Source organism: Amycolatopsis rhizosphaerae (genome assembly GCF_007713715.1).
In the GTDB taxonomy this organism is placed as follows: Bacteria; Actinomycetota; Actinomycetes; order Mycobacteriales; family Pseudonocardiaceae; genus Amycolatopsis_E; species Amycolatopsis_E rhizosphaerae.
The window spans coordinates 1-6,091 of the sequence record NZ_VJWX01000430.1 but is presented as its reverse complement, the minus strand read 5'-3'; the positions used below and the strand labels follow the sequence as shown (position 1 = coordinate 6,091).

Annotated in this window: 6 protein-coding genes; 3 read left to right on the top strand and 3 right to left on the bottom strand. The window is 69.8% G+C overall.

The features are described from left to right. Positions 1-253: 253 nt before the first annotated feature. Both FNH05_RS39525 and FNH05_RS39520 read left to right on the top strand, forming a co-directional pair. Positions 254-1,075, top strand: coding sequence for a chymotrypsin family serine protease (locus tag FNH05_RS39525; RefSeq protein WP_246128011.1), 822 nt, complete (start codon positions 254-256; stop codon positions 1,073-1,075). A 317-nt stretch (positions 1,076-1,392) separates the two neighbouring features. Further along, on the top strand, positions 1,393-2,250 hold the full coding sequence (locus FNH05_RS39520) for an alpha/beta fold hydrolase (protein ID WP_246128010.1): 858 nt from the start codon (positions 1,393-1,395) through the stop codon (positions 2,248-2,250). 84 nt (positions 2,251-2,334) lie between these two features. Here the strand turns inward: FNH05_RS39520 and FNH05_RS29630 are convergent, their stop codons facing one another. After that, on the bottom strand, positions 2,335-3,519 hold the full coding sequence (locus FNH05_RS29630) for a hypothetical protein (RefSeq protein ID WP_144592150.1): 1,185 nt from the start codon (positions 3,517-3,519) through the stop codon (positions 2,335-2,337). Positions 3,520-3,740: 221 nt separating this feature from the next. Next, on the bottom strand, positions 3,741-4,496 hold the full coding sequence (locus FNH05_RS29625; RefSeq protein WP_144592149.1) for a CTP synthase C-terminal region-related (seleno)protein: 756 nt from the start codon (positions 4,494-4,496) through the stop codon (positions 3,741-3,743). A gap of 75 nt (positions 4,497-4,571) precedes the next feature. On the opposite strand from FNH05_RS29625, the gene FNH05_RS29620 reads away from it, so the two are divergent. Beyond that, positions 4,572-5,453, top strand: a complete 882-nt coding sequence (locus tag FNH05_RS29620) for a LysR family transcriptional regulator (RefSeq protein WP_281287644.1) — start codon at positions 4,572-4,574, stop codon at positions 5,451-5,453. 31 nt (positions 5,454-5,484) lie between these two features. Here FNH05_RS29620 and FNH05_RS29615 read toward each other — a convergent pair whose 3' ends face one another. Then, complete coding sequence (locus tag FNH05_RS29615) at positions 5,485-5,991, bottom strand: MarR family winged helix-turn-helix transcriptional regulator (RefSeq protein ID WP_144592147.1); 507 nt, start codon at positions 5,989-5,991, stop codon at positions 5,485-5,487. Positions 5,992-6,091 lie beyond the last annotated feature (100 nt).

The following is a 6,091-nucleotide window of genomic DNA, read 5'->3' as shown; positions in this document are numbered from 1 at the left end:
GTCCCTTCACAGTCGAATCGACTGTGAAGGGACCCTTCACGGCGCCCATTCCCGCACCGCCGAGCGGGCCGGACTTTGCCGGAGCCCTGGCGCCACTACAGTGACCCGCGTTGTTCACGGAAGACCACCGAGCGGTTCCTGCGCCGCGTCGCCGACAAGGCGGAACGGCTCGCGAATTTCGCTTGATTCATCGGGGTTTCATCGGGTCCGGCTAGCGTCGCCCCGTTGACACCGGATTGAATCGAGGTGCGCGTTGCCGAAGAAACGGACCAGGCGGTGGGTGGTCGCCGCCGCGGCTGCCGCGACGACCATGGCGGCACCAGTGGTGGCCCAGGCCGCACCGGCCGGGGGACTCGCGAGCGGATCCGTCACCGCCGCGGCGGATGCACCGGCGCCGTTGAAGGTCGTCACCAACGGCATGAAGATCGTGTGGTCGCCCAACCCCGGTCTCGGCCTGCCCGGTGTCGGCTACTGCACGCTCGGCCCCGTCGGTTACGACAGGTTCGGCAACGGCATCGGGATCACCGCCTCCCACTGCGTCCAGGTGGTCAACCAGCCCCCGACGTTCGAGTATCCGGTGTACGACGCCAACGACCTGGCGTTCGGCCCGATCGGCACCTACGTCTGGACGAATCCGATCCCGGCGGAGAACGATCCCTCCTTCCCGGACACGCCCCACGACTACGCCGTGATCCGCTTCGACCTGACCAAGGTCACCCTTTCCAGCAACGGCCCCGCCCTGCGCATCGATCACAACGCGACGAGGCTGCCGAGCCGCTATTCCGACATCATCTGCAAGGACGGGCAGACGACCGGCCTGAAATGCGGCATGGTCGGCAACATCGTCAACGGCATGCTGCACAGCTGGGCGATCAACGGCCCCGGCGATTCCGGTGGCCCGGTCGTGCTCATGGAGGGCAACGTGGGCACCGCCTGGGCCGGCATCGTGCATGGGGTGTACGACACCGATCCGCTCGGCGGCACGTTCTTCTACGAGTCGGCCCAGAACATCCTGACCGACCTGGCGGCTCGCGACGGTTACGGCGCGGGCTTCACGCCCGTCGACACGCCCTGAGCCGTTCCCACGCTCCATGGTGGAGCCGGTGCGCCCGGAGAGCACGTCGAGGGGCGCACCGGCTCTCGGCAGCAGGGCGGACATGGAGCGGCGCAACGGTTCGCGGAGAGGGCATCGTCCACAAAAGACGGGCAGGAAGACACCGCAGGGACCAACGGCAGGCCGGGGGAAGCCGGGAGTCCCCTGCCTCCCGGGACCCAGGTCCCCCCGCGCAGGTCCGCACGAACGGGCGGAAAAGGACCAAGGACAGTGGTTCGCGCCACAGAAAGCGGGGCATCCTGGGGGTCCTGGCGAGGAGACAGACAAGGAGGTCCGTCGTGAATCACGTGAAGCTGAACTGGCACACCGTGAAGGTCTCCGGACGGATCGCCCACTACGGCGTCGGCGGAAGTGACGGGCCGGTGGTGGTCTTCCTGCACGGCTGGGGGCTCGCGGACCGTACCTACGCGCGTTCGCTGGGTTACCTCGCCTCGAACGGCCTGCGGGTCTACGCCCCCGCACTGCCCGGTTTCGGCGGCACCGAGGAACTCCCCGAAGACGAACGGGATCTGCACGGCTACGCAGCGTGGGTCCGCGAGTTCCTCCGCACCATCGGGATCACCGGACCGGTCGCGCTGGTCGGGCATTCCTTCGGCGGCGGCGTCGCCATCCGCACGGCCTACGACTTCCCGGACACCACCTCCCAGCTGATCCTGCTCAACTCGATCGGCGGCTCGTCGTGGACCAACAACCGGGGAGTGCTCAAGGCGATCGCGCAGCGCCCGCTGTGGGACTGGGGGCTGCACCTGCAGGCCGACCTGCTCCCGACGCGCCAGATGGCCAACGTCCTGCCGGTGATCCTGCGTGACGCGGTGCCGAACCTGCTGCGCAACCCCGGTGCGATCTGGCGGGTCGCCAACCTCGCCCGCACGGCGGATCTCACCGCCGAACTGGCCGAACTCAACAAGCGCAAGCTCCCGCTGGTCATCGTCTGGAGCCAGAACGACAACGTGATCCCCGAAGCCACGCTGATGTCGTTGCACGCCGGGCTGGACGATCCGAAGCTGATCACCGTGCCGGGAGGGCACGGCTGGCTGCTGGCGGACCCGGACCGCTTCGGCGAGGTGATCACCAACGTGCTCCAGGTCGTCGAGTCGGCCGCCCCGGTGCCCCGCAAGCCGGACCGGGCCGCGTAGCGGGCCGGTCCGGGCGGACGACCGGAAAGACGAACGCGGGGAGCGGCCCTCCGGCCGCTCCCCGCTGACAGGGCAGGAAGTGAATTACGCCGTTCTGATTTCACCGAGGGGCTTGTAGTCAGCCCAGCAGTCCGTGGGCGCGGTGTCGAGTCGCAGCGTCCCGGTACCGCCCGCGCCGCCGTCGCAGTAGGACGACGGGATGGCCGAGTTCAGGAAGGCTCCGTTGGGGTCGACGTCCGTCCCGGCGTAGGGCGCGTTGGGGAAGGTCCGCGTGCCCACGTTGAGGGAGTCGTAACCGCAGCCAGGGTTGGACCGGAAGCAATCGGTGTTTACGCCGATGGGCGAGTACCCGTAGTGCGTGGTGTTGAACGCGACCGTCCAGATGACCTGGCTCGGCAACGGGGTCGCCGTCCCGGGGAAGGTGAAGGTCAGCAGCTGCCGGATCTTGCTTTCGCAGGCGCCGACGGCGGGGTTGAACCACATGCCCGCGTCGGGGCCGGCACAGTTCGCCGGGTCCGCCGAAGGACGGTAGCTGATGGTGAACGTCTGGGTGGTGGTCGCGAGCAGGGCTCCCGGCCTCGGAGTCGGGCCGGTGTTGTCGACGGCGTACACGTTCGCGGTGATCGGGTGCGTGAAAGTGGCACCCGGGGTCGTCACGCAGTCACGGGTGTTCCAGTGCCCGCTTTGACTGCATCCATAGCTGGCGAACATCACGCGCAGCGAAGAGAGGGTGCCCGAACCGGTCGCGGCCAGCCCGACTTCGTCGCCGAATTCACTGGTGCCCGTGGCTTCGAAACCCAGCGAAGGCAGGTTGGGGCATCGCAGCACATCGGTCGGCATGGCGGTGTAGGCGACATTGGGACCACCACCGGCATTGCAGACCGGCGGCGTCGGGCACTGGTGACAGGGCGGCCTCGGGTGGCAGCCGTCGTGGTGGCAGGGCGGCTTCGGGTGGCAGCCGTCGTGGTGGCAGGGCGGCTTCGGGTGGCAGGGAACATACGGGAAACCGAGCCACGGCGGGCACCCGTATTCCGAGTCGGGGGTGACGGCCAGCGATCCGCCCTGTGCCACCACCCCGGGTACCTGCCGGGCCGTTGCGCCGGGTACCTGTCCAGCCGTTGCCCCGGAGGCCCGGGTGCTGCCGGCCGCCTGGGCCGACGAGAAGGCCAGGGACAAAGCCAGGGCCACGATCGCGGACAGCACCAGTGACCAGCCCTGCCGGGAAAGCGGTCTCCGCCACCCGGTGCGGTTACGCGGTTGTTCTGTCACGTAGTTCCCCTTTCTGGAGTGTTCGCCTTGAAAACGGAGTAGGCGTTGACGACTCCGGAGAACGTTAATGTCACGGATACATCACCGCATGATCACATCTCCTCTGCTTCGGCAGGACGGACCTACTGGGCGAAGGACGGTGAACGATCGGCTGAAGCACCGAGGGTGCGCTTGCGGAAAGCGCCTTCCCGGCTGAGGGTGTACCCCTCGGCCGGTGCGCGTCACACGTCCGCCGGAACCTTTTGGTCCCTACCGGCCCGGAGCACGGCGGCGCGGGCGAACGCGGCGACGAACGGGTGCGGCCGCGAGCCTTCCCCGGCCAGTTCCGGCTGGAACAGGGTGGCCAGGAAGAACGGATGACCGGGCAGTTCGGCGACGCGGACATCACCGGCGTCGTCGACCCCGGTGAAGGCGATCCCGTGTGCGGCCAAGATGTCCAGATAGGACGGATTGAGGCCGTAGGAGCAGTGGTAGCGCTCCGTCGTCCGGTTCCCGCCGAGCAGGCGTTCGGCCAGCGAACCGGGGGTGAGGTTCACCGCACCCTCGTGCCCGACCAGTGAGCAGGCCAGCGGGGCGATGAGCTGTTCGGCGGCCTCCGGTTCGGCCTCCCCGTGGGCCACCCCGGCCAGCCCGGCGACCGAACGCGCGTATTCGAGCAGCATGTGCTGGAACCCGGCACAGGTGCCGAGAAACGGGATCCCGGCCGCCCGGGCCGTGCCGACGGCGGCGAGTGCGCCCTCCTCGCTCTCGTAAGGGCTTCCCGGCAACAGCCAGATCCCGTCGAACCCGGCGAGGGCCCCGGGCTCGGCCGCGTCGGGGGTGGGCACCCAGTAGGCGTCGAGTTCGAGGTGGTCGCGTTCTCGCAGGGCCTCGACGAGCAGGGGGATGCGGGTGTGCGAGCGGACGTTGGCGCTGCGGTCCGCGACGAGGGCGATCCGGGCGCCGATCCGGGCGCCACGAGGACTGGTGGTCGTCATGTGGTCCATCGTCGCCTGGAGGATGAATCAAGGCCAACGATGATTCACGCTGGGTCGATAAGCAATACTGATCGAGTGGAGCCTCACCTCCTGCGCACCTTCGTTACCGTGGCCGCGCTCGGGTCGTTTTCGGCGGCCGCCCGGCAGCTCGGATACACCCAGTCCGCGGTCTCCCAGCACATCGCGGCGCTGGAGGGCGACCTCGGTGTCGCGCTGCTGCACCGCAGGCCGGTCGAACCCACCGCCGCCGGGCAGCGGCTGCTCGACCACGCGGGCCCGATCCTGCGGCGCATGGAGGCCGCCCGGGCCGACATCCGGCGGGCCGCCGGAGAACCGCCGGGCAAGGTGGTGCTCGGCGGCTGCCCGCTGGCCCTGGCCGGCCGGGCGGCCCGGGCACTGGCGGAGGCGCGCCGGTCCCTGCCGGGCCTCGAGGTGAGCGTGCGGACCGCCGCGCGCGACGCGGTGGTCGGTGGGGTCGCCCTCGGCGAGATCGACCTCGGACTGGTCGACGGCATCGTCGCGCCGAGCGATCCGCTGCGGCTGCACGACGCGGATTTCCTGGCCACCGCCCCCGTCGCCGAAGAACCGGTGGCCCTCGCCCTGCCCGGAGAGCACCCCCTCGCCACGCGTTCCTCGGTGCGGCTTCGGGATCTGGCCGACGCGAACTGGCTCGACGCGCCCGGCATCGCCGCTCCGCTCGGTGAACTGCGCGCCGCCGCCGGCACTGACGACCTGCGCAGTGCACTGCGGTACGAGGGCGGGGACACGAGGACCCTGCTGTCCCTGGTCGCCGAGGGGCACGGGCTGCTGCTCCTGCCCGCCTCAGCACTGGCCGGTGTCCAGGGTGTGCGGGCGGTACCGGTCTCGGCGCCACGGCTGGTGCACCGGACCGAACTCGTGCACGGCCGCACCCTCGGGGCGGCGGTATCCGCGCTCGCCGCGGCCCTGACCCGCTGAGGGGCCTTGCCGGAACTCCGCAGCGCGGGAATCAGCCGGTCTTGCCGGTGCCCTGCTCGGTGCCGAGCCAGCCCGGCGCGTCGAGGCGGAAGCCCTCGGCGGGCGCCATCGTGTACAGCGCCGCCTCCAGATCGCGAACGCGCTCCCTCCCCAGTGTCGAGACCCAGTGGGCGCGCAGTTCGTCGAAGATCCTGGCCGATCGGCCGAGGAGGTCGAAGCCCCGGGGAGTGAGCCGGACGAGCTTGCGCCGGGCGTCGTTCGGATCGTCGGCCCGCTCGACGTAGCCCAGCCCTTCGAGGCGATCCACCGTTTTCCCCGCCGCCTGCTTGGAAATGCCGAGCCTGCGGCCGAGTTCGCTGGCCGTGGCCCCGTCGCGGCCGACCGCCTGCAGGGCGAAGCCGTGCACCGGGCGGGCGTCCGGATGCCCCTGGCGGGCCAGTTCGGCGTTGAGCTGGTCGATGAGCGAGCGGAAGTTCGCGAACAGCAGCAGCGGCAGTTCGAACCCGGCGCGGTCCGGACCTTCCCGTGTCTCAGCCATGGCCGAATCCGATCTTGCCAAACTCGTCAACCTGGTTTACCTTTTCGTCAACCACGTTGACGACCCTAGCAAGGAGCCCCGTGTCCGAGCAGCTGTTCAC